The 25833-nt window shown below is 64.2% G+C and carries 23 protein-coding genes and 1 pseudogene; 10 read left to right on the forward strand and 14 right to left on the reverse strand.

Annotated elements, in window-relative coordinates:
- The first annotated feature begins 199 nt into the window (after positions 1 to 199).
- The gene (locus HXX15_RS05740) at positions 200 to 1219 is read left to right on the forward strand and encodes a ParA family protein (RefSeq protein WP_296513561.1); all 1020 of its coding nucleotides are present in this window, start codon (positions 200 to 202) and stop codon (positions 1217 to 1219) included.
- 56 nt (positions 1220 to 1275) lie between these two features.
- Here HXX15_RS05740 and HXX15_RS05745 read toward each other — a convergent pair whose 3' ends face one another.
- Entirely contained in the window at positions 1276 to 2529 is a 1254-nt protein-coding gene (locus tag HXX15_RS05745; RefSeq protein ID WP_296513563.1) for an aspartate kinase, read from the reverse strand.
- Between the two features lie 169 nt (positions 2530 to 2698).
- Here HXX15_RS05745 and ubiG point away from each other — a divergent pair, with 169 nt between their 5' ends.
- Positions 2699 to 3460, forward strand: coding sequence for a bifunctional 2-polyprenyl-6-hydroxyphenol methylase/3-demethylubiquinol 3-O-methyltransferase UbiG (ubiG, locus tag HXX15_RS05750; protein ID WP_296513566.1), 762 nt, complete (start codon positions 2699 to 2701; stop codon positions 3458 to 3460).
- A 23-nt stretch (positions 3461 to 3483) separates the two neighbouring features.
- On the opposite strand, the gene HXX15_RS05755 is transcribed toward ubiG, so the two are convergent.
- Entirely contained in the window at positions 3484 to 6270 is a 2787-nt protein-coding gene (locus HXX15_RS05755) for an EAL domain-containing protein (RefSeq protein WP_296513570.1), read from the reverse strand.
- 343 nt (positions 6271 to 6613) lie between these two features.
- On the opposite strand from HXX15_RS05755, the gene HXX15_RS05760 reads away from it, so the two are divergent.
- The gene (locus tag HXX15_RS05760; RefSeq protein WP_296513573.1) at positions 6614 to 8263 is read left to right on the forward strand and encodes a GMC family oxidoreductase N-terminal domain-containing protein; all 1650 of its coding nucleotides are present in this window, start codon (positions 6614 to 6616) and stop codon (positions 8261 to 8263) included.
- A gap of 30 nt (positions 8264 to 8293) precedes the next feature.
- Here HXX15_RS05760 and HXX15_RS05765 read toward each other — a convergent pair whose 3' ends face one another.
- Complete coding sequence (locus HXX15_RS05765; RefSeq protein ID WP_296513575.1) at positions 8294 to 9112, reverse strand: MBL fold metallo-hydrolase; 819 nt, start codon at positions 9110 to 9112, stop codon at positions 8294 to 8296.
- 177 nt (positions 9113 to 9289) lie between these two features.
- Between HXX15_RS05765 and HXX15_RS05770 the strand changes: the two genes are divergently transcribed.
- Positions 9290 to 10189, forward strand: a complete 900-nt coding sequence (locus HXX15_RS05770) for an EamA family transporter (protein ID WP_296513577.1) — start codon at positions 9290 to 9292, stop codon at positions 10187 to 10189.
- On the opposite strand, the gene HXX15_RS05775 is transcribed toward HXX15_RS05770, so the two are convergent.
- From HXX15_RS05775 to HXX15_RS05795, 5 genes are all read right to left on the reverse strand, one after another.
- The gene (locus HXX15_RS05775; protein ID WP_296513580.1) at positions 10190 to 10630 is read right to left on the reverse strand and encodes an EamA family transporter; all 441 of its coding nucleotides are present in this window, start codon (positions 10628 to 10630) and stop codon (positions 10190 to 10192) included.
- A 162-nt stretch (positions 10631 to 10792) separates the two neighbouring features.
- Complete coding sequence (locus tag HXX15_RS05780) at positions 10793 to 11263, reverse strand: DUF1178 family protein (protein ID WP_296513582.1); 471 nt, start codon at positions 11261 to 11263, stop codon at positions 10793 to 10795.
- Positions 11260 to 12138, reverse strand: a complete 879-nt coding sequence (locus tag HXX15_RS05785) for a carbon-nitrogen hydrolase family protein (protein WP_296513584.1) — start codon at positions 12136 to 12138, stop codon at positions 11260 to 11262. Before HXX15_RS05785 ends, HXX15_RS05780 begins: the two co-directional genes overlap by 4 nt.
- The gene (gene grxC, locus HXX15_RS05790; protein ID WP_296513585.1) at positions 12135 to 12410 is read right to left on the reverse strand and encodes a glutaredoxin 3; all 276 of its coding nucleotides are present in this window, start codon (positions 12408 to 12410) and stop codon (positions 12135 to 12137) included. Before grxC ends, HXX15_RS05785 begins: the two co-directional genes overlap by 4 nt.
- Positions 12411 to 12468: 58 nt before the next feature.
- The gene (locus HXX15_RS05795) at positions 12469 to 13278 is read right to left on the reverse strand and encodes a ComF family protein (RefSeq protein WP_296513587.1); all 810 of its coding nucleotides are present in this window, start codon (positions 13276 to 13278) and stop codon (positions 12469 to 12471) included.
- 110 nt (positions 13279 to 13388) lie between these two features.
- Between HXX15_RS05795 and HXX15_RS05800 the strand changes: the two are divergent.
- Positions 13389 to 14216: pseudogene (locus tag HXX15_RS05800) on the forward strand (methyltransferase domain-containing protein); the annotation flags it as partial.
- Between the two features lie 40 nt (positions 14217 to 14256).
- Here the strand turns inward: HXX15_RS05800 and mutT are convergent.
- The 3 genes from mutT to HXX15_RS05815 form a co-directional block, all read right to left on the reverse strand.
- Positions 14257 to 14658: an 8-oxo-dGTP diphosphatase MutT gene (gene mutT / locus HXX15_RS05805; protein ID WP_296513589.1), complete on the reverse strand. Its 402-nt coding sequence runs from the start codon at positions 14656 to 14658 to the stop codon at positions 14257 to 14259.
- 172 nt (positions 14659 to 14830) lie between these two features.
- Positions 14831 to 16072, reverse strand: coding sequence for a bifunctional glutamate N-acetyltransferase/amino-acid acetyltransferase ArgJ (gene argJ / locus HXX15_RS05810; protein WP_296513591.1), 1242 nt, complete (start codon positions 16070 to 16072; stop codon positions 14831 to 14833).
- Positions 16073 to 16176: 104 nt separating this feature from the next.
- The gene (locus HXX15_RS05815) at positions 16177 to 16686 is read right to left on the reverse strand and encodes an OsmC family protein (protein WP_296513593.1); all 510 of its coding nucleotides are present in this window, start codon (positions 16684 to 16686) and stop codon (positions 16177 to 16179) included.
- Here HXX15_RS05815 and HXX15_RS05820 point away from each other — a divergent pair.
- Together HXX15_RS05820 and HXX15_RS05825 are read left to right on the forward strand one after the other, a co-directional pair.
- Positions 16685 to 16948: a hypothetical protein gene (locus tag HXX15_RS05820; protein WP_296513595.1), complete on the forward strand. Its 264-nt coding sequence runs from the start codon at positions 16685 to 16687 to the stop codon at positions 16946 to 16948. The genes HXX15_RS05815 and HXX15_RS05820 overlap by 2 nt on opposite strands.
- A gap of 33 nt (positions 16949 to 16981) precedes the next feature.
- Positions 16982 to 19777 carry a [protein-PII] uridylyltransferase gene (locus HXX15_RS05825; RefSeq protein WP_296513597.1) on the forward strand — a complete coding sequence of 932 codons (2796 nt, stop codon included), beginning with the start codon at positions 16982 to 16984 and terminating at the stop codon, positions 19775 to 19777.
- Between the two features lie 9 nt (positions 19778 to 19786).
- Here HXX15_RS05825 and HXX15_RS05830 read toward each other — a convergent pair whose 3' ends face one another.
- Positions 19787 to 22522 carry an ATP-binding protein gene (locus HXX15_RS05830; protein ID WP_296513599.1) on the reverse strand — a complete coding sequence of 912 codons (2736 nt, stop codon included), beginning with the start codon at positions 22520 to 22522 and terminating at the stop codon, positions 19787 to 19789.
- 138 nt (positions 22523 to 22660) lie between these two features.
- Entirely contained in the window at positions 22661 to 23089 is a 429-nt protein-coding gene (locus HXX15_RS05835) for a DUF1330 domain-containing protein (RefSeq protein ID WP_296513601.1), read from the reverse strand.
- 102 nt (positions 23090 to 23191) lie between these two features.
- Between HXX15_RS05835 and HXX15_RS05840 the strand changes: the two genes are divergently transcribed.
- The 3 genes from HXX15_RS05840 to HXX15_RS05850 all read left to right on the forward strand — a co-directional run bounded on the left by HXX15_RS05840 (position 23192) and on the right by HXX15_RS05850 (position 25469).
- Complete coding sequence (locus HXX15_RS05840) at positions 23192 to 23554, forward strand: DUF1304 domain-containing protein (protein WP_296513603.1); 363 nt, start codon at positions 23192 to 23194, stop codon at positions 23552 to 23554.
- Between the two features lie 149 nt (positions 23555 to 23703).
- On the forward strand, positions 23704 to 24924 hold the full coding sequence (locus HXX15_RS05845) for an ABC transporter substrate-binding protein (RefSeq protein WP_296513605.1): 1221 nt from the start codon (positions 23704 to 23706) through the stop codon (positions 24922 to 24924).
- 344 nt (positions 24925 to 25268) lie between these two features.
- Positions 25269 to 25469 carry a hypothetical protein gene (locus HXX15_RS05850; RefSeq protein WP_296513607.1) on the forward strand — a complete coding sequence of 67 codons (201 nt, stop codon included), beginning with the start codon at positions 25269 to 25271 and terminating at the stop codon, positions 25467 to 25469.
- A 77-nt stretch (positions 25470 to 25546) separates the two neighbouring features.
- Here the strand turns inward: HXX15_RS05850 and HXX15_RS05855 are convergent, their stop codons facing one another.
- Complete coding sequence (locus HXX15_RS05855) at positions 25547 to 25798, reverse strand: hypothetical protein (RefSeq protein WP_296513609.1); 252 nt, start codon at positions 25796 to 25798, stop codon at positions 25547 to 25549.
- Positions 25799 to 25833: the final 35 nt, after the last annotated feature.

Below are 25833 nucleotides of genomic sequence, written 5' to 3' on the forward strand. Positions count from 1 at the left end.
ATCTCGGAGGTGGTGATGGCGCGGATGTTGATGTTGCGTGCCGCCAGCGCCGCGAGTGCCTAGGCGACGACGCGGGCATGTCTTACCCTCTCAGGCCGAACTCCCTTGTCTCGCCCGCCTTACTATTGTCCATTTTGGACTTTATAATGTCTAAATTGGACGACTAATAGTCTATTTTGGACATAAGGAAATTCTCACGATGATAAAATATGCTTTCTGGAACAATAAGGGCGGCACTGGTAAAACAAGTTTAGCATTTCAGGCAATAACCCTTTACGCACAAAAACATCCGAAGAAACGCATTCTTGCTATCGATGTCTGTCCACAAGCCAATCTGTCTGAACTGCTGCTGGGCGGCTTAAATAACAAGGGTAGTGACAAGCTATTGGCACGACAGGGGCTACTGCCGAGGTGCAGCGTCGGCGGATATTTTCAGCTTCGATTGCCTTCGCCCTACGTAGCCCCTGTGTTTAACGCCGCGGACTTCATCACGAAGCCGAGCACTATGAACAAGGCCATCCCTGAGAATATTGATTTGGTTTGCGGTGATCCTCTGCTCGAATTGCAGGCCAACGCTGTTAACACACTCGCGAACAACCAGATTCCCGGGTCGAATCCTTGGATCGCTGTAGTTGATTGGCTTTCTGATTTCCTGAAAAAGATCGAGAACGATTACGACACCGTCTTCATGGATTGTAACCCCAGCTTCTCACTCTATACGCAAATTGCGCTTGCCGCATGCGACCGCATCGTATTGCCGGTGATGGCGGATGATTCGTCTCGTCGCGCAATTCAAAACGCCTTCTCACTTGTCTATGGGCTTAAGCTTCCTTCCGAAATTTACGCAGCTTACGCCTTCGCCACCAAATTGAAGGCAGCAGAACGACCGCTGCCGAAGGTGCATCTGATCGTCAAGAACCGCCTCACCCAGTATATGGGAGCTGCATCAGCGTATGCAGCGGTATTGGATGCGATCGAAAAGGACGTTGGCAATCTGCTCAAGTCCAATCCAGAAATCTTCAACTTCAAGCAGATCAGCAAAGGGTTTGTTGAAGTGCGGGATTTCCAAACAACAGGCGTCGTGGCTTTTGCGAAGGGGCTACCATTCTCGAAAGTCCAAGTTGGGAAGCAAACGATCAACGGGCACCGAGTGCAGGTAAAGAAAGACTACCTCGACAACGCTAAGGAAGCGATGAAAGGCTTGGTAGACTGTCTCTGAGCTCGGGGCACGCTCCCCCTGCCCTGCGGCGGGAACGCGCCACCCCTTTAGCGATTCTAAACTTGGTCCAGCCCGTATAATGTATGCAGCGTCCGCACCGCCAGTTCGGTATAGGCGGCGTCAATCAGCACCGAAAACTTGATCTCGGAGGTGGTGATGGCGCGGATGTTGATGTTGCGTGCCGCCAGCGCCGCGAAGGCCTGCGCCGCGACGCCGGCATGGCTGCGCATGCCACTGCCGATCACCGAAACCTTGGCGACGTCGGTCTCGCTGTCGAATCGCGCATAGCCGATCTTGTCCTGCGCGCCGGTGATGGTCGCCTTGGCGCGGGCGAAATCCGACGCCGGCACCGTGAAGGTCAGATCGGTGGTCTTGCCGTCTTCGGAGACGTTCTGCACGATCATGTCGACGTTGATATTGGCCTCGGCCAGGGGGCCGAAGATCGAGGCCGCCACCCCCGGCTTGTCCTCGATCCGGCGCACCGAAATCTGCGCCTCGTCCTTCGAAAAGGCGATGCCGGTGACGACGTGGTTTTCCATGACTTCCTCCTCGCTGCAGATCAGCGTGCCGGGCGGGGTGCCGAAGGGATCGATATCCTCGGGCTTGTCGAAACTGGAGCGGACGAACACCGGCATGTTGTGCACCATACCGAGCTCCACCGAACGGACCTGCAGCACCTTGGCGCCCTGCGACGCCAGTTCCAGCATTTCCTCGAACGCGATTCTGTTCAGCCGACGCGCCTTCGGCACCACCCGCGGGTCGGTGGTGTAGACGCCATCGACGTCGGTGTAGATGTCGCAGCGGTCGGCGTGGATCGCGGCGGCGATCGCGACCGCCGAGGTGTCGGAACCGCCGCGGCCGAGCGTGGTGATTCGGCCGGTCGGCGCATGGATGCCTTGGAACCCGGCGATCACCGCGACTTCCTTGTGCTCGGCGAAGCGCTTGATGATCTCTCCGCCGTCGATCCCGACAATCCGCGCCGAAGCGTGGGCGTCGCTGGTCAGAATCGGGATCTGCCAGCCCTGCCAGGATCGGGCCGGAATCCCGAGCGATTGCAGCGCAATTGCAAGAAGCCCGGAGGTGACCTGCTCGCCGGAGGCCACCACCGCGTCGTATTCTCGCGCGTCATGCAGCGGCGATGCCTCGCGGCACCATTCGACCAGTTCGTTGGTCTTGCCGGACATCGCCGACACCACCACGGCGACCTCGTGGCCGGCGTCGACTTCACGCTTGACATGCCGCGCGACGTTGCGGATGCGCTCGATATTGGCGACGGACGTGCCGCCGAATTTCATCACCAGCCGGCCCATGACGAATAGTGCAATCCCTGAAAACAACGAGTAATGATATCGCGGATTCCGTGGACCGCGGGCGCCGATTGGCGCGTATACATAGCGGCGCGGTTCCGGGCAAGCAACCGGGCTTCCGCGAGGCCGCCGGGCAATTCCATTACCGCGCGATAGGAGCACGGCGCACCACATGGCAACACCACCGAATTCCGCCGGCGCACCGGCTTCCACCGTCGATCCCGCTGAAATCGCGAAATTCTCGCGGCTGTCGGCCGAGTGGTGGGACCCGAACGGCAAGATGGCGCCGCTGCACAAAATCAATCCGCTGCGGCTGGCCTATATTCGCGACGCCGCCTGCCGCAAGTTCGAGCGCAACGCCAAGAGCCTGAACTGCCTGTCCGGGCTGCGGATGCTCGACATCGGCTGCGGCGCCGGCCTGCTGTGCGAGCCGTTCACCCGGCTCGGTGCCCAGGTGATCGGGGTCGACCCCTCCGCCACCAACATTGCCGCGGCTAAGCTGCACGCCGACAAGTCGCAAGTCTCGATCGACTATCGCAACACCACGATCGAGCAGATCGACCCGCGCGAACGCTTCGATATCGTGTTGGCGATGGAGGTGATCGAGCACGTCACCGACGTCGGCGCGTTCCTCGGCCGCTGCGCGGCCATGCTGAAGCCGGGCGGACTGATGGTGGTCTCGACCCTGAACCGCAACTGGAAGAGCTTCGCGCTGGCCATCGTCGGCGCCGAATATGTGATGCGCTGGCTGCCGCGCGGCACCCATCAATGGGACAAGTTCGTTACCCCGGCTGAACTCGCCCGCCATTTGCACAACCACAAACTCACCATCACCGAGCAGGCCGGCGTGGTCTACAATCCGCTCGCCGACCGCTGGAGCATCTCGTCGGACATGGACGTGAACTACATGGTGGTGGCCGAGGGTGCCGGCTAGCAAGCCGTCTGCCGTCTAATCCGCTAGGCCGCTCCCGCCGTACGCCGATCACGCCGGGAAAACAGCTTGGCGATGTCCGCGGCAGGGATCGCCGGGCTGAAAAGATAGCCCTGCATTTCGGTGCAGCCGAGCCTGCGCAGCTCGATGCGCTGTTGCTCGGTCTCGACGCCTTCGGCCGTCGTCGTCATGTTGCGCGAGGCGGCGATGTTGACGACGGCCTGCACGATGCAGGACGACTCACCGGCCCCGGAAATGTCCTTGATGAAGCTCCGATCGATCTTGATTTTGTCGAACGGAAAGCGCTGCAGATAGCTCAGCGAGGAATAGCCGGTGCCGAAATCGTCAAGCGCAATGCCGACGCCCAGCCCGCGGAGCTGGTGCAGCATTTCGAGCGCCGCCTCGTCGTCGTGAATCAGAACCGCCTCGGTGATTTCCAGCTCCAGCCGTCGCGGCGGCAGGCCCGAGGCAGCGAGCGCGGCCGCGACCTTCAAGGCGAATGCCTGGCTGCGGAACTGCACCGGCGAGACGTTGACCGCCAGCTTGATATCATCCGGCCAGGTGACGGCTTCGGCACAGGCGGTCGTCAGCACCCATTCACCGAGCGGATTGATCAGGCCGGTCTCTTCGGCTACCGGAATGAAGTCCGCCGGCGAGATCATGCCGCGCTCCGGATGACGCCAGCGCAACAGCGCTTCGCAACTGTTGACCTCGTTGCTTTGCAGATTGACCAGCGGCTGATAATAGATCTCCAGGTCGCGACCCGCGATCGCGAGACGCAAATCCATTTCCAGCGCGCGGTGCGCCTTCGCGCACTCCTCCATCGACGCTTCGAAGAAGCGGTAGGTCCGCCGACCATCGGCCTTGGCCGCGTACATTGCCAGATCGGCGTTCTTCAGCAATTGATCGATGTCCCCGCCGTCGCGCGGCGCCACCGCAATTCCGATGCTGGCGTCAGTGGTCACCTGGTGACCATTGCATTCATAGGGCTCACGGATGGTTCGGTAGATTCGTCCGACCAGATCCGTCGTATCGGACGGCTCTCGCACACCGGTCTGGATGATGGCGAATTCATCGCCGCCGATCCGCGCGGCGAAATCGGCCGTGCCGAGACATCCGCGCAGCCGGCTGGCCACCGCCTTCAACAACTCGTCACCGATCGGATGCCCGAGCGAGTCGTTGATGCTCTTGAACTGATCGATGTCGATGTAGTGCACGGCCAGTTGCTCGTCGGGCTTCATCAACTGCAGTGCGAGATCGAGCCGCTCGCTGAACAGCGTCCGGTTCGGCAAATCCGTCAGCGCATCGTAATGCGCCATGTGGATGATCCGTTCTTCGTCGGCCTTGCGCTGGGTAATGTCCTCCATGGTCGTCATCCAGCCACCGCCCGGGAGCGGCTGATTCAGAACCTGGATCAGTCGACCGTCGGCGGCCTCGAGGTTGATGCGGCTCACCTTACCCAACGAGACCTTGTACCGGATCGATTCACAATGTTCATCGACGTCGCCCTTCAGCGATCCGACCGCCTTGCGATGCGCGATCAGCTCGCGGAAGCTGCAGCCTGGCTTGACGATATCAGGCGAGAGCCCAAACATTTCGATGTAGCGCTGATTGACGACGGCGAGCCGCTCGGTGCTGTCGAACAGCAACAGGCCCTGAACGATGTTGCTGACGGCGTAGTCGAGTCGCTCCCGCTCCTGCGCCTCCAACTCCTGCGCGCAACGCAGCTTCTGATTGAGATCTTCGATGGCCTGCCGCTGGGCCTCCAGCGATGCCGCCGTGCCGTTCAGCACGCTCATCAGCTTGCCGAGTTCGCCGCGCGGAAAGGGCGGCGGGATCCGCACGCCGAGATCGCCAGCACCAAGGCGTTCGGCCATCGCGGCGATCCGGCCAATCTGGAAACGGATGCTGAGCTCCGCCAGCAGCCAAATGCCGGACAGAAACAAAAGCAGCAGCGCGACCAGGATGGCAATTTCCTTGGCGAGGCGCTGGTTCGGCGCCGCCACCAGTTCCGATTTGGAGCGGCCCGCCAACACATGCAGACTGCCGCTGCCGACCTGGAGGGCGTGCGCCACCGCCCATACCTCGCCTTCGCCATTGGCATTCACCAGTTCCCTGGTTTCGCCATCCGTTTCGGTGGCAAAGCGCAGCAGCCCGGAATTCGCCAGTGTATGCCCCTGGCCAACGCCCCGGGGCTGCGGGGATGACCGACCCAGCACCCTGCCCTCGCTATCCGCAAGCACCACATCGACGCCATCCGGAAGATTTTTGGCCTGCGCTGCCATGAACCTAGCGAGATCGAGCGATGCCAGCAGAACGAACCGCAACTGCCCCAACTCGTCGCGGGCGGGATAGGCGATTTGCAGTACCGGCGCCCCGGTGAGGCGACCGAACACCGGCTCCACGATGACGGCGTTGGTCGTCTCAAGCGCACGCTTGAAATAGTAGCGGTCTCGCAGATCCAGGACCCGCCCGGTCTGCAGGGAATCGCAAAACAGCTTTCCATCCGGGTTGATCGTCAGGATCCCTGTGAACTGGGGATTTTTCGCCAGCACATCGGCAAGGAATGCGGAGCATTTCGCCTTGTCGCTGACGGCGAGGTCGTGGGCCTGCGCCAGGCCGAAATGAAGTTGGCTGGTTCCCTGGATCTTGGTGTCGAGGTTGGCGGCGATGATGCGCGCCATCGGCGCCAGGCTGCCGGTCGCGGCCGCGATGTCCCTGCCGCGATCCTGATAATAGTGCCAGCCGACGAAGAAGGCCGGCAACAAGGCTGAACCCAACACCAGCAACAGTAAGCGGAGGCGGATACTCACGTCTATTCTCGCATCGGGCCGAAACACACCAGCCGAAATTCCGCCGCACTCACGATGCCGCACCGCAAGACTAATCGTTAGCGACTTCCGGAACGTTAACCCGTTGCCCTGGTAAAAATACCTAGTCCGGCCGGTGGTCGGGCCGGACCGCGCCTCGAACCGAGCGGCGACCGGGACCCCATGCTGCGACGCAATCGTGGCCGGCGGCGATGCTGACGCACTGCAGCATCTGATTGATCGGCGTTGCTCCGATCCGCGGCCGACCGGCGGCCGAATTGATGTTGGCTGATATTCGCGGTCTGATTGGCGCAAGATTCGCCGACCGGCGCTAACCGAGGACATCATGGACAGCTTCGACTATGTGATCGTCGGCGCGGGCACCGCCGGTTGCGTGCTCGCCAGCCGCCTCGGCGAAGATGCCGGCGCCAGCATCTGCGTGCTCGAGGCCGGGCCCAGCGACTGGCATCCCTATATTCATCTGCCCGCCGGCTTCATCAAGACGTTCTACAATTCGAGCGTGAACTGGTGCTATTCGCAGGAGCCGGGTCCGTGGACGGCGGGCCGCCGCATCTATGCGCCGCGTGGCAAGACGCTGGGCGGATCGAGTTCGATCAACGGCCACATCTATAATCGCGGCCAGCGCCAGGACTTCGACACCTGGGCACAGCTCGGCAATCGCGGCTGGGGCTATGCCGACGTGCTGCCCTATTTCAAGCGGCTGGAACAGCGGATCGGCGACGCCGACGCGACCTTCCGTGGCCGCGACGGTGCCCTTGCGGTGACCGACATCGACTGGCAGGACCCGCTGTGCGAGGCGTTCATCGTCGGCGCCGTCAGTCTCGGCATCCCGCGCAATCCCGATTACAACGGCGCGCTGCAGGAAGGCGTCGCCTATGCCCAGCGCACCATCCACAACGGGCGGCGGGTGAGCGCGGCCACCGCCTTCCTGCATCCGGCGATCAAGCGCGGCAATGTCGACGTCCGCACCAACGCCCATGCGACGGAGATCGTGTTCGAAGGCAAGCGCGCGGTCGGCGTGCGCTACGCCAAGGGCGGCAAGGGCGGCGGGGCGATCGAGGTTCACGCCCGCAAGGAAGTGATCCTGGCCGGCGGCAGCTACAACTCACCGCAATTGTTGCAGCTGTCCGGCGTCGGTCCGCCGGCGCTGCTGCAAACGCTCGGAATCGAGGTGCACCATGGGCTGGCCGGCGTCGGCGAGGGATTGCAGGACCACTACGCGCCGCGTTCGGTCGCCCGCGTCAAAAACACCAAGACGATCAACGAGCGCGCGCGGGGCATCAGCTTGGCGATCGAGGCGCTCAAATGGGCGACGACGCGGCGCGGCATCCTGGCGCAGTCGCCGACCCTGGTCTATTGCTTCTGGCATTCGGGCGAGACTACCGAGAGCTCCGATCTGCAGCTGACCTTCACGCCGGCGAGCTACAAGGAGGGCGTCCAGGGCCAGCTCGAGGACGAGCCCGGCATGACCGTAGCGTCGTGGCAGCAGCGCCCCGAAAGTCGCGGCTATGTCCGTTGCCGTTCCGCCGATCCGTTCGCGCCGCCGCTGATCCAGACCAACTATCTGGCCGAGGAGCTCGACCGCCGCGTCGTCGTCGCCGGGATGCGGCTGGCGCGCCGGCTGCTGTCGTCGGCGCCGCTCGCCCACTACCATGAACGCGAGGACTTTCCCGGACCCGACGTGCAGACCGACGACGAATTCCTGGCCGCCGCAACCCAGCGCGCGACCACGACGTTTCATCCCGGCTGCACCTGCCGGATGGGTCCGGCGAACAGTTCCTGGGCGGTGGTCGACGATCAGCTGCGGGTGCACGGACTACAGAATCTGCGCGTGGTCGATGCCTCGATCATGCCGCGGATGATCTCCGCCAATCTTAATGCCGCGACTATGATGATCGCCGACAAGGCCTCCGACCTGATCCGCGGCCGCAGCGCGCCGGAGGCCGATCAACTTGTCAGCCGCATGACCGGCTGAGGCCGATCGTCCGGGGTCGCGAAACGCACCTCACACCCCGTCGAGAATGATCACCGTCGGGGTCCGCGGCAACTCACCCAGCGACATCGTCAGGCTGCGCTCGGGACGAACGTCGATCGCAAATTGCTGGCCGATCCGGCGCATGAAATCGTCGAGTGGCGTCATGAAGCGGTGCATCGGCAGCACCACCGAGGCGCGCAGCCGTTTGGTGATCTCGGAAACGCCGTCCAGCGACATCGTGTAGCCGCCGTCGATCGGCACCATCAGGATATCGAGCCGGCCGATCGCGGCGAAATGGCTGTCGTCGAGCTTGTGATGCAAATGGCCGAGATGGCCGATGCACAGCCCCGCGACCTCGAAGATGAAGATCGAGTTGCCGTCCTTGACCAGCGCGCCGGCGCCGTCGGCGCTAATATAGGGACGAATGTCGGTGGTGACGTTGCGGATCAGCACGTCGCCGACCCGTTCCCTGATTCGTGCCGGCTGGCCGTCCTCGCCCCAGCCGTGCAGCACATGCGGGATGCGCGGATCCGGAACCAGCGTGTAGTGGGTGCTGTGGGCGCGGTTCATGGTGGCGACGTCGGGCAGCCGGCCAAAATTATAGTGGCCGCTGTAGTCAGTGGCGATCCGGACCCCGCCGGGCGTGTCGATCAGATAGGTCGCATGCCCCGCATAGGTGATGGTGACCTGCTCGGCCCTGGCCGCGGTACGGCGCAAGCTGATCGGCGTGGCACGCGGCGGCGCTTGCGCCATCGCCAGACACTCGCTGCCATGCGGCGCATCCTGCGCCGCCGCTGCCCCGGTCAGCACCCCCAGAACGGCAATCACCGCGGTGAGATATCGCAGCATGGTAGCCCGTCTCCGGTTGACCAGAACCACATTGTACCGCCGAATCCCGCGCCCGTCATCGCGGCAATCCGCGCGGAGGGGCCCCGCAATCCTGTCATGAGGCGCCCTCGGTTGACCGCGGCGGCCGCGACGGTCACGGTGCCGCGCGTTCCTCCCCTCCGGTCCATTCCCCATCCCATGTTCAGCATCGCCTCGCTCTGGATTCCGTTCACGATCGTCGCCGCACTGGGGCAGGTCGCGCGCAATGCGATGCAGCGGCAATTGACCGGGCCGCTCGGCACCTGGGGCGCCACCAACATCCGTTTCCTGTTCGGGTTTCCGTTCTCGATTGTGTTCTTCGCCGTGGTGATCTTCGCCAGCGGCGACGCCGTGCCAACGCTAGGGCTGGTGTTCTGGCCATGGCTCTTGCTCGGCGCGCTATCGCAGATTCTCGCCACCGGGCTGATGCTGGCGGCGATGAACGACCGTTCCTTCGTGGTGACGACGGCCTATCTGAAGACCGAGGCGATCCAGACCGCGATCTTCGGCTTCGTATTTCTCGGCGACCATCTCACCACGCTGAAGGTGGTGGCGATCCTGATCGCCACCGTCGGCGTCGTGGTCACCGCGCTGCGGCCGGGTGCCGAGAAGGGATTCGTCAGCCTGAAACCGACCCTGCTCGGCCTGTTCGCCGCCGCCGCCTTCGCGTTGTCGGCGGTCGGGTTTCGCGGCGCCATCATCGTGGTGCCGGGGGTGAGTTTCGTCACCGCGGCATCGTTCACCCTGGTGCTGGCGCTCGGTGTGCAGACGCTGGTGCTGACGATCTACCTGCTGGCGCGGGCACCGCAGGTGTTGCGCGGCATCCTGCGGCTATGGAAGCCGTCGATGCTCGCCGGCTTCGTCGGCGCGTTCTCCTCGCAATTCTGGTTTCTCGCCTTCGCGCTGACCGCGGCCGCCAATGTCCGCACGCTGGCGCTGGTCGAGGTGCTGTTCGCGCAGGCGGTGTCCTACTATTCGTTCAAGCAGCCGTTGTCGGCGCGCGAATTGTTCGGCATCCTGCTGATCGTGATCGGCGTGGCGATGCTGGTCGCGGTGTAGCTATTTCTTCCACACGATCAGCACCGCGCCGGCAGCGATCAGCGCGATGCCGAGCCAGCCGTTGAGCGAGGGCCGTTCGCCGAGAAACACCACGGCGAACAGCGCCACGAACACCACGCTCAATTTGTCGATCGGCGCCACCAGCGTCGCCGGGCCGAGCTTCAGCGCGCGGAAATAGCACAGCCACGACGCCCCGGTGCCGAGCCCGGAAAGCACCAGAAACACCCAGCTCCGGGTCGAGATCGGCCCCGTCGACGCGAACTGGCCGGTCGCGAACAGCACCGCCGACAGCGCGATCAGCACAACGACGGTGCGAATGAAAGTGGCGAGATCAGAGTTGATATCGGCGACGCCGATCTTGGCGAAGATCGCGGTCAGCGCCGCGAATACCGCCGACAGCACCGCCCAGACCTGCCAAGACCACAGCGTTTCGGCGTTCATCGCTGAATGACCTTGCGACAACCACTGACCTCATCCTGAGGAGCCGCGCCTCTTGGCGCGGCGTCTCGAAGGATGATGCGTCCTGGCCTCATGGTTCGAGACGCCCGCGAAGACGCGGGCTCCTCACCATGAGGGACAACATCCGCGTCCGAAGCGGACGAATCAATTCCGGTCTTCCGGCAGCACCGGCAGCGGCGCGACTTCGACGCCTTCGTCGATCAGCGCGCGAGCCTCGGCCGGCGAGGCTTCGCCGTAGATCGGCCGGTGCTCGATGTCGCCGTAATGCATCTTGCGAGCCTCAGCGGGAAACTTCTCGCCGACATTGTCGGCGTTCTTGACGATGTGGTCGCGCAGCTCTTTCAGCTTGCTCCGCAGCTCGCGCTCCTGCGCCAGCATCAGCGGCATCGCCGACGGCGAGTCGGTGGCCTCGGCAGGGGCCGCGGGCGGAGTCGACGCATCGTGGCCCTTCTTGCGCGCAATCTGCGGCGCCATGATCGCCTTGTCGACCTTGACCGAGCCGCACACCGGGCAGCTCACCAGCTTGCGCCGCGCCTGCGAATCATAGGCCGACGAGCTCTGGAACCAGCTCTCGAAGCCATGACCGCGGTCGCAGCGCAAATTGTATCGGATCATACCGTGCCCCGTACCAGGTGCAGATGTTCCGGGCCGTTCTTCGGATCGGCGATGCCGAACCGCCGTCCGTGCTGCAGCGACGGGATTTTGCCCCGGACCTTGGCGACCTGCGCCGGATCGATCTTGGCGAGGATGAAGCCGGGCTCGATGCCGGCCTCGGCTAGAACCACGCCCCACGGATCGATGATCAGCGAGTGGCCGAAGGTCTCACGCTTGTTCTCATGCATGCCGCCTTGTGCCGCCGCGAACACGAAGCAGCCGGTTTCGATGGCGCGGGCGCGCAGCAGGATGTGCCAATGCGCCTCGCCGGTCGTCTTGGTGAAGGCGGCCGGCGCGGTGAGGAACGAGGCCCCGGCTTCGGCCAGCGCGCGGTACAGCGCCGGAAACCGCATGTCGTAGCAGATCGTCAGACCAATCCGGCCCCACGGCAGGTCGGAAATCACCGCGGTCTCGCCGGGCTGGTAATTGGCGGATTCACGGTAGCTCTCGCCATTGTCCAGATCGATATCGAACATATGGATCTTGTCGTAGCTGGCGAGGATCTGGCCCTCCGGGTCGATCAGGAACGAGCGGTTCACCGCGCGGTCCGGCGTCGCCCGCAGCGCCAGCGAGCCGATGTGAAGGTGGATCTTCAGCTCGCGCGCCAGCGCCCGATAGGCTTTCAGAGACAGGTCGTCGGCCTCATCGGCGAGCTGCTCGAACAGCCCCTTGCGATTCTCCTGCATCATGTTGCTCACCTCGGGCGTGAGCACGTAGTCGGCACCGGCCGCAGCGGCGTCGCGGATCAGCCTGGACGCCTGTTCGAGATTTGGCTCAGGCTTCAGTCCGCTGCGCAGCTGCACCATCGCCGCGGTGAAAGTCTGGTCATCGCTCATGAGGAGGCCTTTTCACCCGCGAGCAGGGCGTCAAGCTTGCCCTCGCGGTCCAGTGCGTAGAGTTCGTCGCAGCCGCCGACATGGTACGCGCCGATGAAGATCTGCGGATAAGTCGCGCCCGGCCCGACCCGCTCCGCCATCCGGTCCCGAAACGTCGGATCGACCGCGACATTGAATTCAGTGAACGCCGCGTTCTTGCGGGCCAGCAGCGACTTTGCGGCGCCGCAATAGCCGCAGCCGGGGCGCGTGAAGATCTCGATCGCAGCGGGCATCTCGCGGCCTCTGGTGAGAAGGATCGGGTGAGCAGGATCGGCTCAAGGAATGAACGGATTATATGGGAGATCGCAAGCTGTCCACAACCCGGGCGAAAACCAGCACATCGACCGAGGCGGCCTTGGCCCTCAATAGCGCCCGCGCGCAGGCATCCACCGTGGCCCCCGAGGTCAATACGTCGTCGACCAGCACGATCCGGCGGCCCTGGACTTGGGCCTTGTTATCGGGCGGAACCTGGAACGCGCCCTGCACATTGGCGGCGCGCTCGGCGCGCGACAGCCCGATCTGATGCGCGGTCGGCCGGATCCGCTTCAGCGCATTGGTCGCCACCGCGACGCCGCTGTGCTTGCCGATCGCCCGCGCCAGCGCGCCGGACTGGTTGTAGCGCCGTGAAAAGCCGCGCCGCCAATGCAGCGGCACCGGCACCAGCAGATCGGCGTCGTCGAGCAGCACCTGTCCGGCACGCGCCATCCAACGCCCCATCGTCGGCGCCAGATCGATACGGTCCTGGAACTTCAGCGCATGCACCAGCGTCCGCGCCACGTCGTCATAGCGCACCGCGGCGCGGGCGCGCTGATAGGCCGGCGGATCGGCGATCGCCTGCATCGACAGGATGCCGGGTCCCGGATCGTAGACAAAGGGAATGCCGAGTCGTTCGCAGTAAGGCGGTGCGATGAACGACAGCTTCGACCAGCACGCGGCGCAGCCCCCCTCGCCGTCGACCGGCTCGCGGCAGGCCACGCATAGCGTCGGCAGCGCAATATCGAGCGCAATGCGAGCGGTATACGCCAGCGCGCCGCGACACCGCTGCAGCGCGCCGCGCAAGCTGCCGGAGAAAGAATGCGAGGATGAGGCTTCGACATCCATGGTGAAAGGCTATCGCCGACTTTGCCACCGCTCAAGCGGCAAAGCTCCGCCTGCCCCGAATGCTGCATCGGCAGATTGCCTCCACCCCGCCATTCGGCGTACCAGATCGCATGGCCCAGAACGTCAGCACCGCGCCAAGACTTTTCGACCGAGCGCTGCTGCGCGCGCGGCAGGTGCGTGCGGGGAAGCAGGGTGCAGCGACCTTCCTGCTCGATCGCGTCACCGAGGAGATGCAGGACCGGCTTCACGCCGTCCTGCGCACTTTCACCAATGTCGCCGACATCTGGACGCCGGGCGCGGCGCTGCCGCCGAATCGCTACCCGTCGATCAGCCATATCGGCCTTGAAGCATCAGGCGACGAGGCGTTGCCGTTGCAGCCGGAATCGCTCGACCTTGTCGTCTCAGCGCTGGCGCTGCAATTCGTCAACGACCTGCCCGGCGTGCTGGCGCAGATCCGCCGCGCGTTGCGGCCGGACGGGCTGCTGCTGGCGGCGATGACCGGCGGCGATACGCTCACGGAGTTGCGCCAGGCGTTCGCGCAGGCCGAAGCCGAACTCGAGGGCGGCGTGTCGCCGCATGTCGCGCCGACCGCCGATCTGCGCGACCTCGGCGCGCTGTTGCAACGCGCCGGCTTCGCGCTGCCGGTCACCGATGTCGACCGCGTCGTGGTGCGCTACGATGACGCCTTCGCGCTGATGCAGGATCTGCGGCGGATGGGCGCCAGCAACGTGCTGGTCGAGCGCCGGCGCACGCCTGCGCGCCGCGCCACGCTGTTGCGGATGGCGCAAATCTATGCCGAGCGCTTCGCCGACCCCGACGGCCGCATCCGCGCCACTTTCGAGGTGATCTGGCTGTCCGGCTGGGCGCCGCACGAGAGCCAGCAACAGCCACTGAAGCCCGGCTCGGCGACTGCAAGTCTCGCGGATGCGGTAAAGCGGCGCCCACCTTCCCCTGAAAGGGAGGGTGAAGTACGCCGCCTCAGAGTAACAAATCGATCAGATGTGGGATCAGCGGCAGATCCGCCGGCGGCATCGGGTAGTCGCGTAGCTTGTTGGCGCGGACCCAGGCGAGTTGCTGGCCTTCGCGCGCGATCGCCTGGCCTTCCCAGCGCCGGCAGATATACAGCGGCATCAACAGGTGAAAATCCTCATAGGCGTGGCTGGCGAAGGTCAGCGGCGCGAGGCACGCCTCCTTCACTGTGATGCCGAGTTCCTCGTGCAATTCGCGGATCAAGGCCGCTTCCGGCCGCTCGCCGGGGTCGAGCTTGCCGCCGGGAAACTCCCACAAGCCGGCCAATTGCTTGCCTTCCGGCCGCTGCGCGATCAGCACCCGATCGTCGGCGTCGATCAGCGCCACCGCGACGACGAGCAGGAGTTTCATGACGCTTGCCCGAAGCGACGCACCGCCGTCGCACCAATCTCGGCGTCATGCCCCGCGAAAGCGGGGCACCCAGTATTGCAGAGCGCCAACGATCCTCTACGAACGACACGGCGTACTGGATCGCCCGCTTTCGCGGGCGATGACGGCAATGGGTGTGGCGAGGTCGAAGGCATTACGACCGGTAGTCGCCGTTGATGGCGATGTATTCCTTTGTGAGGTCGCAGGTCAGCACCCGGTCGCGGCCCTTGCCGAGGCCGAGCGCGACCTTGATCTGGATTTCCGGATGCTTCATCGCCGCCGAGACTTCGGCCTCGTTGTAGGACGGATCGCGGGCGCCGGATTTGGCGACGCGGATGCCGTTGAACGAGATCGACAATTTATCGCGGTCCGCGGGCTCGCCGGCCTTGCCGACCGCCATCACCACGCGGCCCCAATTGGCGTCCTCGCCGGCGATCGCGGTCTTCACCAGCGGCGAATTGGCGATCGACATCGCGATCCTGCGCGCACTCGCCTTCGAGGTCGCGCCCTCGACGATGATCTCGACAAGTTTTCGCGCGCCTTCGCCGTCACGCGCCACCTGCTCGGAGAGGTTCGCCAGCACGGCGTTGAACGCTTTCACGAACGGCTTCAGCCGCGGATCGGCGGCGCGGGAAATCCTCGGCGCGCCTTGCGCTGCCGCCGCTCCGGTCGCGAACGCCAGCAGCGTGTCCGAGGTCGAGGTGTCGCCGTCGATGGTAACGGCGTTGAAGGTGTCGGTGACGCCGGCCTTCAGCAGCGCCTGCAGCGCCGCCGCCGAGATCGGCGCGTCAGTGAACACGAAGGCCAGCATGGTCGCCATGTCCGGCGCGATCATGCCGGCGCCCTTGGCCATGCCGCTGATGGTGACCTTGGCCTTGCCGAGTTTCACCGTGGCGGTGGCGACCTTGGGGAAGGTGTCGGTGGTCATGATCGCCTTTGCGGCGTCCATCCAGCCGTCCGGCGCGGCACTTTCCGACAGCTTGCCGAGCACGCCGTCGAACTTGGTCGCATCGAGCGGCTCGCCGATCACCCCCGTGGAGGCGAGGAAAATCTCGTCCGGCTTGCAGCCTACGGCCTTCGCGGCGATGTCGCCGGTGAGCTTGGTGGAGGCCTTGCCGGTCTTGCCGGTGAAGGCGTTGGCGTTGCCGGAATTTACCACTAGCGCCCGGGCGGTGCCGCCCCTGAGCTTCGCGCGGCACCATTCGACCGGCGCCGACGGACATTTCGACTTGGTGAACACGCCTGCGACCGTCGTGCCCTTGTCCAGCGCGACCAGCAGCACATCGGTGCGGCCCTTGTAGCGAATGCCGGCGGCGGCGGTGGCGAGCCTGACGCCGGCGATCGCCGGCATCTGCGGAACATTGGCGGGCGCGAGCGGAGAGACGGCGGTGGACATGGGCGGCCTTCGGATTTCCAGCTCTCGCCGCGGGCGAGAGAACCAGCACCCTCTCCCACACCGCGCGGAGGAAGAAAAGTGGAGAAATGCCCGCTGTCGCTGGCCTACACCCGGTGCATCGACACCGAGACCTTGGGGCCGTTCTTGATGGTCTGATACACCACGCAATAGCGTTCGGTGAGCTTCAGCAGCAGATCGAGCTTGTCTTGCGGCGCGTCGGTGCCGACGTCGAAACGCAGCCGGATCTCCGAAAAGCCGACCGGCGCCTCCTTGTCGACGCCGAGCGTGCCGCGAAAATCCAGATCGCCCTCGACGGTGACATGGCCAACGCTCAGCGGCAGTTCGATCGCGGTGGAGACTGATTTCAGCGTCACGCCGGCGCAGGCCACCAACGCCTCCAGCAGCATGTCGCCGGAACACAGTTCGAGCCCGGAACCACCGGTCGCCGGATGCAACCCCGCCATCGCCAAGGCACGGCCGGTCTCGAGCTTGCAGGCAATGCCCTCAGCGTCGATCGAGCCTTTGGCCTTCAGAGTGATGAAGGCAGCCTTTGGATCCGACTTGAAGCGTTCCTTGATCGGGGCTTGGGTGGCGCGTAGCGTGGCGGCGTCCATGGTGCTCTCCCTGATTTGGTTGAAGGTATTAAGGCACGGGATGGGCCGATGTTGCCAACAAATCGTCTGGCCGATTTCTGCGTCTTGGCCGAGCCGCCTCAGCCGACGCCCCGAAAAAACTAAAACAACCATCTTTTTCAAATGGTTACGCAACTCCACCGGGGCGAGCAAAGCCGCCGCCAAAGTCCGCTCGCAACAAGATGATTTCGCCATAACGCTAAAATGCGGCATCGACCGGCCGTTGCCCAACAATGGCCCGTGACAGCGCGGGCGCCGTCCGATATCCGGATAGTTGATGGATACAATCGTGAACCCTGCCCGCCCCACCGTCGACGATCGTTTCGATACAGCCCGGATCACCGGCGAGATCGACGCGCTGGCCGTCAAACATGTCGGGCACGAGGACACCTTCCGCGCCGCCCTGGCGCAGCTGATGAAGGCCGAGCTGCTGAAGGCGCGCGACAGCACCCAGGCGTTGCTGCTGACCGACCGGCACGGGCGACGTTGCGCGGAGCGGCTGTGCTTCGTCCAGGACGAAATCATCCGCATGCTGTTCTCGGCAGCGACGCGGCATCTCTATCCGTCGCCGACCCCCTCCAGTGCCGAACGCATGGCGGTGGTCGCCACCGGTGGCTACGGCCGCGGCCTGATGGCGCCGGAGTCCGACATCGATCTGCTTTTCATCCTGCCCTACAAGCAGACCGCCTGGGGCGAGCAGGTCGCCGAAGCCATCCTGTATTGCTTGTGGGATATCGGCCTGAAGGTCGGTCACGCCACCCGCTCGGTCGACGAATCGATCCGGCAGGCGCGCGGTGACATGACGATCCGCACCGCGATTCTCGAAACCCGGTTCCTGACCGGCGACAAGGCGCTGTATCAGGAACTCGTCGACCGTTTCGACAAGGAAGTGGTCGAAGGCACCGCCGCCGAATTCGTCACCGCGAAGCTCGCCGAACGCGAGGAGCGTCACCGCCGCGCCGGGCAGTCGCGCTATCTGGTCGAGCCCAACGTCAAGGACGGCAAGGGCGGCTTGCGCGACCTGCATACGCTGTTCTGGATCGCCAAATACGTCTATCGGGTGCGCGAAAGCAGCGAGTTGGTGGCGTGCGGCGTGTTCGACGCCCAGGAGTTCCGCACCTTCCGCCGCTGCGAGGATTTCCTCTGGTCGGTCCGCTGCAACATCCATTTCGTCACCGGCCGCCCCGAGGAGCGTTTGTCGTTCGACCTGCAGCGCGAGATCGCGGTCCGGCTCGGCTACACCTCGCATCCCGGGATGCAGGACGTCGAACGCTTCATGAAGCACTACTTCCTGATCGCCAAGGAGGTCGGCGACCTCACCGCGATCCTGTGCGCCAAGCTCGAGGACCAGCAGGCCAAGCCAGCGCCGGCGTTGTCGCGGATGATGGCACGGCTACGGCCGAGCACGACCCGGCGGCGGGTGCCGGACAGCGACGATTTCGTGATCGACAACAACCGCATCAATCTCGCTGCGCCGGACGTATTCAAGCACGACCCGGTCAACCTGCTGCGGCTGTTTCGCCTCGCCCAGAAGAACAATCTGGCGTTCCATCCCGATGCGATGCGCAGCGTCACGCGCTCGCTGCGGCTGATCAACGCGCAGCTGCGCGACAACCCGGAAGCCAACCGGCTGTTTCTCGAGATCCTGACCTCGGACAATGCCGAGCCGGTGCTGCGACGGATGAACGAGACCGGCGTGCTCGGCCATTTCATCCGCGCCTTCGGCCGCATCGTCTCGATGATGCAATTCAACATGTATCATCACTACACCGTCGACGAGCACCTGTTGCGCTGTGTCGGCAACCTCCAGGAGATCGAACGCGGCGGCAACGACGAATTCATCGTCGCCTCCGACCTGATGCGCAAGATCCGCCCGGAACACCGCAGCGTGATCTATGTGGCGGTGCTGCTGCACGACATCGCCAAGGGCCAGCCGGAGGACCACTCGGTCGCCGGCGCCAGGGTGGCGCGCCGGCTGTGCCCGCGGCTCGGCTTCAATGCCGCCGACACCGAACTGATCGCCTGGTTGATCGACAAGCACCTGGTGATGTCGACGGTGGCGCAGTCGCGCGACCTGTCGGACCGCAAGACCATCGAGAATTTCGCCGCGGTGGTGCAATCGGTCGAACAGATGAAGCTGCTCACCATCCTGACCACCGCCGACATTCGCGGGGTCGGCCCCGGGGTGTGGAACGGCTGGAAAGCGCAGCTGTTGCGTACGCTGTATTACGAGACCGAGCCGGTGCTGACCGGTGGTTTCTCCGAGGTCAATCGTGCCGAACGCATCAGGGCCGCCCAGACCGAGTTTCGCAACGCCTTCACCGAATGGCCGGAGGCCGAACTCAACGCCTATGTGGCGCGGCACTATCCGGCGTATTGGCTCAAGGTCGAACTGGCCCGCAAGATCCGCCATGCCCGGTTCCTGCGCGCCTCCGAGCAGGCCGGCCACAAGCTCGCGATCAATGTCGGCTTCGACGAGGCGCGCGGCGTCACCGAGCTGACAATTCTCGCGGTCGACCACCCCTGGCTGCTGTCGATCATTGCCGGCGCCTGCGCCTCGGCCGGCGCCAACATCGTCGACGCCCAGATCTACACCACCACCGACGGACGCGCGCTCGACACCGTCGCCATCACCCGCGAATACGACCGCGACGAGGACGAGGGCCGCCGCGCCACGAGAATCGGCGAGATGATCGAGGACGTGCTGGAAGGCAAATTGCGGCTGCCCGAAGTGGTGGCGCGGCGCGCCGCCGGCCGCGGCAAGCTGAAGCCGTTCGTGGTCGAGCCGGAAGTGATCATTAACAACCAGTGGTCGGACCGCTACACCGTGATAGAGGTCACCGGCCTCGACCGCACTGGACTGCTGTACCAGCTCACCACCGCGATCTCGAAGCTCAACCTCAACATCGCTTCGGCCCACGTCGCCACCTTTGGCGAGCGCGCCCGCGACGTGTTCTACGTTACCGATCTGCTCGGCGCCCAGATCACCGCGCCGACCCGGCAGGCCGCGATCAAGCGCGCGCTAATCCATTTGCTCGCCAACGGCGACGCCGAACAGAAGCCGGCGGCGTAGCGGCGGCGGCTATTTCGCCGCGACCGCGACCTCGCCGTCGAGCACCAGTCGCAGCATCCGGGCCAGTTCGGCGCGGCGATACGGCTTCACCAACAGGTGGACGCCGGCGTCGAGGCGACCGTGATGCACGATCGCGTTCTCGGTATAGCCGGAGGTGAACAGCACCTTGAGCCCCGGCCGGCATTTGCGCAGCGTGTCGGCGAGTTGCCGGCCGTCGATGCCGCCCGACAGGATCACGTCGGTGAACAGCAGGTCGAATTCGAGGTCGTCATACACCATGGCCATCGCCTCGGCCGCCGTCGTGGCCGCGTAGGCGGTGTAGCCGAGCGCCGCCAGATGGGTCATCACGTAGTTGCGCACCAGCAGGTCGTCTTCCACCACCAGCAGCCGTTCGTGGCCACCTTGCCCCTGCGGCGCAGCCGCATTGGCCGCCTCCGGATCCCGCACCGAGGCGCACGGCAAATACAACCGGATCGTGGTGCCGTGGCCTTCCTCGCTGTAGACCTCGATATGGCCGCCAGACTGTTTGACGAAGCCGTACACCATACTGAGACCGAGCCCGGTACCTTCGCCAATCGCCTTGGTGGTGAAGAACGGCTCGAACACCCGATCGCGAATCGCCGCCGGGATGCCGGAGCCGGTATCGCTCACCGCCAGCATCACGTAGCGCCCGGCGGTGACCTCATTGTGATGATCCGCATAGGACTCGTCGAGGTCAACGTTGCCGGTTTCGAGCAGCAGCTTGCCGCCGCCGCGCATCGCGTCGCGCGCGTTGATGGCGAGGTTGATCAGGGCGTTGCTGAGCTGCGACGGATCGGCGAGCGCCGGCCGCAGATCCGGGGCCGGGTCGATAACGATCTCGATCTGCTCGCCGAGGGTGGCGTGCAGCAGTTTCGCGGTGTCGGCGATCAGCGCGTTGACGTCGATGCTGCGCGGCCGCAGCGGCTGCTTGCGCGAGAACGACAGCAGCCCGTTAGTCAGATCGCTGGCGCGCCCGACTGCCTGGTCGAGCATCGCGGCGACCTCCTCGAGTGCCGGCTGACCGGCGACGGCATCGGCCAGCATTTCGATGCAGCCGGTGATCACGGTGAGGGTGTTGTTGAGATCGTGCGCGACGCCGCCGGTGAGCTGACCGATCGCTTCCATTTTCTGGGACTGGCGAAGCTGCCGCTCGGTCTCCCGGAGCGCGGTAACGTCGCGATAGACGATCACCGCGCCGGCGAACGTCCCGTCGGCGTTCTCGATCGGCCGACCGCTGGCGGCGAGCTGCACCAACACCTGGTCGCCACGCCTGATTCCCAGCTCGACATTGTCGAAGCTCTCGCCGCGACGGGCCCGCGAAGCCGGGCTTTCCTCATCCGGCATCGGCGTTACGCCGTCGCCCAGATAGCGCTTGTACTTGTTCTTCCAGCGCTCGGAACCTATCTCGGCGGGCTCGCCAAACAGCGCAATGCAGGTCGGGTTGGCGAATACCCGCCGTCCTTCCGCGTCGATCACCACGACCGCGTCGGCCATGCTGGCAATGGTCTTGTCGAGCAGCTCCGACTTGCTGCGCAGCGCCGCGCTCGTCTCCTCGATCTTACCGACCACTCGGGCGAAGGCGGAGGCGAGGGTCCTGGTCTCGCCGCTGAGGCCCGACGGCACCGCGAGCTGCCCGGTCCTGGAGAAATCGTCGACCGCCGCGGTAATTCGCACGAGAGGCCTCGCCAGCGAGCGCGACAACAGCACCGCCAGCAGCACAGCGCCGATCGCGGCGAACAGCGCGACGATCAGGCCGGAGCTCTGCAGCGCGGTCGCCGGCGCGATGATCCTGTCGAACGGTTCGGTTTCGATCACGCCGGCGCGCAGGCCGCTCGTCAGAGGCGCGACCACGATCGCCGCGGCGGTGCGCCGGCCGTCCGGCGCGGTGAACACCGTCGCGGTGCCCTGCTTGTCGCCGAGCGAGGCGGCCAACTGCGGAAAATCGTCCTGCCAGCGGCGGCCCTGTTCGGCCGGCAGAATTCGTCCTTCCACCAGATTCATCAGATAGGGACCGCTGGCGTCGACGTAATACACCTCGGTATCGTGGCCCAGCGCCGCGCGAATTCGCCCGAAGGTCGGGCGCAGATCGAAATCGAGCACCAGCACGCCGAACGCTTCCCCGGACGGGCCGCGGACCGGCGCGGCGACCGACATCTGCGGCACATCGGAACCATCGCCGCCTCCGGCGGCCTTCATGAACCGGATCGGCGAAAAATACACTTCCTCGTCAGGCAATGCGAAGGCGCCGCGAACAAGTTCCAGGTCGTCCTGGCGTGTCGGCTCGACATCCGACGCCACGCGGATATGGCCATCGGGACCGCCGCGATCGACCCTGATCAGCTCGCGGCCGCCATCGGCGGCGGCGATCAGGCGATAAGCCGTGACGCCGGATTTGGATCCCATCACCGCCGTGTAGTCGGCCGCCAGATGACGCAGCCATGTGGCCGCTGACAGCCCGTCCTGCGGATCGACGCCGCCGTTCAGCTGCGCCCGAATCAACCCTTGATGCGCCGACAGGCCGCGCGCGGACAGAATTTCGTTGCGCACGATTCGCAGGATCGATTCGAACCCGCTGAGCCGAGCCTTGGCCTCGCCGGCTAGTTGCATCAGGCCGGTCGGCACCACCGCGCGCCCGACATTGTAGTAAGCGAGTACGCCGACCGCGGCCACCGCACTCAGCACAAGCGCGGTCATCGCCAACGACAGACGCACCGACAATCGCATGGCTTCAACTCCCCGACCGGGTGGATGCGAGCTGAGCGTCCAAGGCTATCCGATGGCCATCCGATGCGCCACTGCACCGCCCTTGATCCGAGCCGCCTGTGGGCAGCCGGCGACACGGATCAGGCTCTGCCGGAGCGGTCATGCCGGAATTTCCCCAAAGCCCTTGCCGACCGGCAGCGGTCTGGTGCGGATCAGCCGCGAATCCTCGACCGCGGCCTGGCGATGTTTAACCGCCTCGCGATACAGCGGATCGCGGATCATCTCGACGAAGGCGCCGACGCTGGGATATTCCGCGATGAAGCAATGGTCCCAGCGCTCCTCCGCGGGCCCGATCAGCATCAACTCGAACTGGCCCTGCCACACCACCTTGCCGCCAAGCCGGATGAACACCGGAGCGGATTCGCGGCCGTAGGCGGCGTAGGCCTCGGCACCGCTGGCCTCGCGGCCGTCTGGATAGCTTGCGCGCTGTTTCAGCCGCACCAGGTTGAGCATCTGGATCGGACCTGCGCGGTTGTTGTCGCGAAACTGCGCGAACACGTCCTTGGTCGGATCGATATGGCCGGTCATGCTGGCTCCCTGTCTCGATTGTTTGCCCGGCCGCCGCATATTCTGCATATGCTAGTGTCGCGCAGTCGACCAGTCTGGCTTTTGTCTTCAGAGGAAAACGCGATGAATGCAATCGCCAACGGTCTGGTCGCGCTGGTCGCCGCACTCCATGTCTATTTTCTGGTGCTGGAGATGTTTCTCTGGACCAAGCCGCTGGGCCTCAAGACCTTTCGCAATACGCCGGAAAAGGCGCGGGATTCTGCGGTGCTCGCCGCCAATCAGGGGCTCTATAACGGCTTCCTCGCCGCCGGCCTGCTCTGGGGCCTGATCCATCCCGACCCTTACGTCGCGCTGCAGATCAAGGCGTTCTTTCTGCTCTGCGTGATCGTCGCCGGCGTCTATGGGGCGAAAAGCGTCAGTCGCAGAATCCTCTATATCCAGGCGGCGCCCGCGGCGTTGGCGCTGATCCTGGTTTGGCTGGCGTAAGCCGCTGTCGAGCTGCTCGTTACGAGCGGCTGGTGCGATAAGGCAATCCCCATTGCCTTCACAAAACGGCTGATCCACACTCCTCACAACGGCGGCTTCCGTATCGACGGATAAGACCGCCGGCCGATCACATTGGAGGAAACGACCTGATGAAAACCATGTTCCAAGCGACCGCCGCGGCTGTGACCGCGATCGCGCTGTCGGCCGCTCCAGCATTCGCGCAAAAGAAATACGATACCGGCGCCACCGACACCGAAATCAAGATCGGCCAGACCACGCCGCTGTCCGGCCCGGCGTCCGCCTATGCGACGATCGGCAAAGCCCAGGCCGCCTATTTCAAGATGATCAACGAGCAGGGCGGCGTGAACGGCCGCAAGATCAATTTCATCCAGTACGACGACGCCTATTCGCCGCCGAAGGCGGTCGAGCAGGTCCGCAAGCTGGTCGAGAGCGACGAGGTGTTGCTGACTTTCCAGATCATCGGCACGCCGTCAAACGCCGCGGTGCAGAAATATCTCAACCAGAAGCAGGTGCCGCAGCTATTCGCCGCCACCGGCGCCACCCGCTTCACCGACCCAAAGAATTTTCCCTGGACCATGGGCTTCAATCCGAACTACCAGACCGAGGGACGGATCTATGGCCGCTACATCCTGCAGAACTACCCAAATGCCAAGATCGGCATCCTGTACCAGAACGACGATCTCGGTCGCGACTACATCACCGGGCTGAAGGCCGCGCTTGGCGACAAGGCGGCGAAGATGATCGTCTCGGAATCCTCTTATGAACTGGCTGACCCTACGATCGATTCACAGATCGTGAAGATGAAGTCGCTCGGCGCCGACCTGGTGTTCAACGCCTCGACCCCGAAATTCGCCGCCCAAGCGATCAAGAAGATCGCTGACCTCGACTGGAAGCCGGTTCACATCCTCGATATCAACGCAACCTCGGTTGGCGCGGTGATGAAGCCCGCCGGCCTGGAGAACTCCAAGGGAGTGATCAGCGTAACTTATGGCAAGGATCCGCTCGATCCGACCTGGAAGGACGACGCCGGCATGAAGAAATATTTCGACTTCATGGCGAAGTATTATCCCGAGGGCGACAAGGATTCCTCGTTCAATGCCTACGGCTATTCGACCTCGCAGCTTCTGATCCATGTGCTGCAAGCGTGCGGCGACAATCTGACCCGCGAAAACGTGATGAAGCAGGCGACCTCGTTGAAGGCCGTGCAACTCGACCTGTCGTTGCCGGGAATCGTCGGCTCGACTTCGCCCACCGACTATCGCGTCAACAAGCAGTTGCAGATGATGAAGTTCAACGGCGAACGCTGGGAGATGTTCGGCCCGATCATCGAAGACGACGCAGCGGGTTAGCTGGCGGCGTTTGTCTCCGACGGATGCCTTCGGGCCATGACCTTGCCGCCGCTGGTCTTCAAGACCGGCGGCGTAGCCACTCCTCCCGTTGCGGATAGGGGGTCGTGCGTGGCGGCACATCGCGGTACCGGTCGGTTGGTCTGCTCAAGGCAGTTCAGGATACCGCGCCACTAACCCGCAACCGTCGGTTTGGGCAGCGACGCAACCACTCGCTTCTCAAGTTTCCACCATCCGTTCAATATTGAGCAGACGCGAAAACTATCCGTGAAATACTGGCCAGTGATCGCCAGCTAGGTGGCTGAAGCGCGATCAATTGGAAGGCGTCGCGGCGCGGCGAATACACGATGAAGGCAGAACCCAGGCCGTATTTCACCGTCGAGCAATTGGAAGAGCTTGCGGTCGCCAAATACATCGAGGCGGCATTGACCCCGGAGGGGCCCGAGCGCAGCGGTTTGCTGGAAGAAGCCAAGGGCTTCGCAAGCCGTGCCAAAATGAAGAGCTGGCTAATGGGCGAACTGGAATTGCCCGACCGCTCTTATCATTGACAGTACGCGGTTTCACATCCCGCGCGGTAGTGGCGCGGCAATCTTGAGCCACGCGCCGGCCTGTGCCGCGGCTTTGCTCATTCCCAAGGAATCGCGTCGACTTCGCGCTGCAGTCGGTCCATCGCGATGACAACAGCTGCGCTGGTGAATTCCCGGCTGGCCTGCCCGCAATCGACCGACGCCACGGTCCAGTTCGCCCGGTTGTTGTCTTCGTCCGGCGGACAGCGCCGGATCCGGATGCCCTCGACCTTGTCGCAATGACGTTGCTGGCGGACATCCTCCAGCAGCAGGGCTTCGATTTCTTCGGCGGACTTGAGGGCGCGCGGCATCCGGATGTCCTTGGGAGCAGATGGGTTGGTGTCGG

It is taken from the genome of Rhodopseudomonas sp. (genome assembly GCF_013377015.1).
Taxonomy (GTDB): domain Bacteria; phylum Pseudomonadota; class Alphaproteobacteria; order Rhizobiales; family Xanthobacteraceae; genus JARJEH01.

What these genes read in the sequence shown, in the direction of transcription:
- HXX15_RS05740 (WP_296513561.1), top strand. Translation starts at nt 200, where the DNA reads ATGATAAAATATGCTTTCTGGAACAATAAGGGCGGCACTGGTAAAACA.
- HXX15_RS05745 (WP_296513563.1), bottom strand. Translation starts at nt 2,529, where the DNA reads ATGGGCCGGCTGGTGATGAAATTCGGCGGCACGTCCGTCGCCAATATC.
- ubiG (WP_296513566.1), top strand. Translation starts at nt 2,699, where the DNA reads ATGGCAACACCACCGAATTCCGCCGGCGCACCGGCTTCCACCGTCGAT.
- HXX15_RS05760 (WP_296513573.1), top strand. Translation starts at nt 6,614, where the DNA reads ATGGACAGCTTCGACTATGTGATCGTCGGCGCGGGCACCGCCGGTTGC.
- HXX15_RS05765 (WP_296513575.1), bottom strand. Translation starts at nt 9,112, where the DNA reads ATGCTGCGATATCTCACCGCGGTGATTGCCGTTCTGGGGGTGCTGACC.
- HXX15_RS05770 (WP_296513577.1), top strand. Translation starts at nt 9,290, where the DNA reads ATGTTCAGCATCGCCTCGCTCTGGATTCCGTTCACGATCGTCGCCGCA.
- HXX15_RS05775 (WP_296513580.1), bottom strand. Translation starts at nt 10,630, where the DNA reads ATGAACGCCGAAACGCTGTGGTCTTGGCAGGTCTGGGCGGTGCTGTCG.
- HXX15_RS05780 (WP_296513582.1), bottom strand. Translation starts at nt 11,263, where the DNA reads ATGATCCGATACAATTTGCGCTGCGACCGCGGTCATGGCTTCGAGAGC.
- HXX15_RS05785 (WP_296513584.1), bottom strand. Translation starts at nt 12,138, where the DNA reads ATGAGCGATGACCAGACTTTCACCGCGGCGATGGTGCAGCTGCGCAGC.
- grxC (WP_296513585.1), bottom strand. Translation starts at nt 12,410, where the DNA reads ATGCCCGCTGCGATCGAGATCTTCACGCGCCCCGGCTGCGGCTATTGC.
- HXX15_RS05795 (WP_296513587.1), bottom strand. Translation starts at nt 13,278, where the DNA reads ATGGATGTCGAAGCCTCATCCTCGCATTCTTTCTCCGGCAGCTTGCGC.
- mutT (WP_296513589.1), bottom strand. Translation starts at nt 14,658, where the DNA reads ATGAAACTCCTGCTCGTCGTCGCGGTGGCGCTGATCGACGCCGACGAT.
- argJ (WP_296513591.1), bottom strand. Translation starts at nt 16,072, where the DNA reads ATGTCCACCGCCGTCTCTCCGCTCGCGCCCGCCAATGTTCCGCAGATG.
- HXX15_RS05820 (WP_296513595.1), top strand. Translation starts at nt 16,685, where the DNA reads ATGGTGCTCTCCCTGATTTGGTTGAAGGTATTAAGGCACGGGATGGGC.
- HXX15_RS05815 (WP_296513593.1), bottom strand. Translation starts at nt 16,686, where the DNA reads ATGGACGCCGCCACGCTACGCGCCACCCAAGCCCCGATCAAGGAACGC.
- HXX15_RS05825 (WP_296513597.1), top strand. Translation starts at nt 16,982, where the DNA reads ATGGATACAATCGTGAACCCTGCCCGCCCCACCGTCGACGATCGTTTC.
- HXX15_RS05830 (WP_296513599.1), bottom strand. Translation starts at nt 22,522, where the DNA reads ATGCGATTGTCGGTGCGTCTGTCGTTGGCGATGACCGCGCTTGTGCTG.
- HXX15_RS05835 (WP_296513601.1), bottom strand. Translation starts at nt 23,089, where the DNA reads ATGACCGGCCATATCGATCCGACCAAGGACGTGTTCGCGCAGTTTCGC.
- HXX15_RS05840 (WP_296513603.1), top strand. Translation starts at nt 23,192, where the DNA reads ATGAATGCAATCGCCAACGGTCTGGTCGCGCTGGTCGCCGCACTCCAT.
- HXX15_RS05845 (WP_296513605.1), top strand. Translation starts at nt 23,704, where the DNA reads ATGAAAACCATGTTCCAAGCGACCGCCGCGGCTGTGACCGCGATCGCG.
- HXX15_RS05850 (WP_296513607.1), top strand. Translation starts at nt 25,269, where the DNA reads ATGAAGGCAGAACCCAGGCCGTATTTCACCGTCGAGCAATTGGAAGAG.
- HXX15_RS05855 (WP_296513609.1), bottom strand. Translation starts at nt 25,798, where the DNA reads ATGCCGCGCGCCCTCAAGTCCGCCGAAGAAATCGAAGCCCTGCTGCTG.